The sequence below is a fragment of the Streptomyces sp. NPDC052020 genome, from assembly GCF_040680575.1.
In the GTDB taxonomy this organism is placed as follows: Bacteria; Actinomycetota; Actinomycetes; order Streptomycetales; family Streptomycetaceae; genus Streptomyces.
This window is the reverse complement of sequence record NZ_JBFAWY010000104.1, coordinates 1-1,124: the sequence shown is the minus strand read 5'-3', so window position 1 is coordinate 1,124 and position 1,124 is coordinate 1. Positions and strand designations below refer to the sequence as shown.

1 protein-coding gene is annotated in these 1,124 nt (G+C 77.0%); it reads right to left on the bottom strand.

Annotated features, from left to right (window positions below; all coding sequences use genetic code 11):
• A partial coding sequence (locus AB0L74_RS34875) for a polyketide synthase dehydratase domain-containing protein (RefSeq protein WP_365661646.1) occupies positions 1–1,124 on the bottom strand: 1,124 nt, incomplete at both ends.

Below are 1,124 nucleotides of genomic sequence, written 5' to 3'. Positions count from 1 at the left end.
ACACCACGTCCTCGAACGCGGCCACATCCACCACACCACCACCCGGCGCCCCACCCACCGCCGGCTGCCACTCCACCCGATACAGCGACTCGGGGAAGCGCACACCGCCGTCTCCGGCGAGTTCGGCGGCCGTGGCGGGGCGTACGGTCAGCGACTCGACCGAGGCGACGGCCTCGCCCGCGGCGTCGGCGACGTCCACCGTGAAGCCGTCGCCGCCCAGCGGCGTGAGCCGCACCCGGAGCGCGGACGCACCGGTGGCGTGCAGGGTGACGCCGCGCCACTCCGCGTGCAGCCGGGGGCGCAGGGGCTGCCCGGCGTCCGGGGCGGAGTCGAGCAGGGCCAGGCTCTGGAGCGCGGCGTCCAGGGCGGCGGGGTGCAGCCGGAACCGCTCGGTGTCCTTGGCGGCCCGCTCGGGCAGCGCGACCTCGGCGAACAGCTCGTCGTCCAGGCGCCAGGCGGCCTGGAGGCCCTGGTAGGCGGTGCCGTAGGTCACTCCCGCCGCCGCGTAGCGCTCGTACGCGTCCTCGACCGGGACGGGGGTCGCCCCGGCGGGGGGCCATTCGGCGAGGACGGCGTCGTCCGTCGCGGGGCGTGCGCCGGTGCCGAGCAGACCGGTCGCGTGCCGCGTCCAGGAGGCGTCGCCCGCGGTGTCCTCGGCGCGCGAGAACACCCGCACCGGGCGGGTTCCGGTGTCGCCCTCCGGGGCGCCCACGGTGACCTGCACCTGAAGGCCGCCGCGCTGGGGCAGCACCAGCGGCGCCTCCAGCGTCAGCTCTTCGAGCACCCCGCAGCCGACCTGGTCACCGGCGCGGATGGCCAGCTCCACGAAGCCGGTCTCGGGGAACACGGCGGTTCCGCCGACGGCGCGGTCGGTGAGCCAGGCGTGGGTGGCGGCGGAGAGCCGCCCGGTGAACAGCGCGCCGTCGGAGTCCGCCAGCATCATGGCGGCGCCCAGCAGGGGGTGGTCGGCGGTGTCGAGCCCGGCCGACGCGACGTTGCCGGCGGCCGCGGCGTTGTCGACCCAGTAGTGCTGTCGCTGGAAGGGGTAGGTGGGCAGGTCGACGGGGCGGGCCGGGGCGCCGGTGTGCAGGGCGGCCCAGTCGACCGGGCGGCCCTGTGCCCAC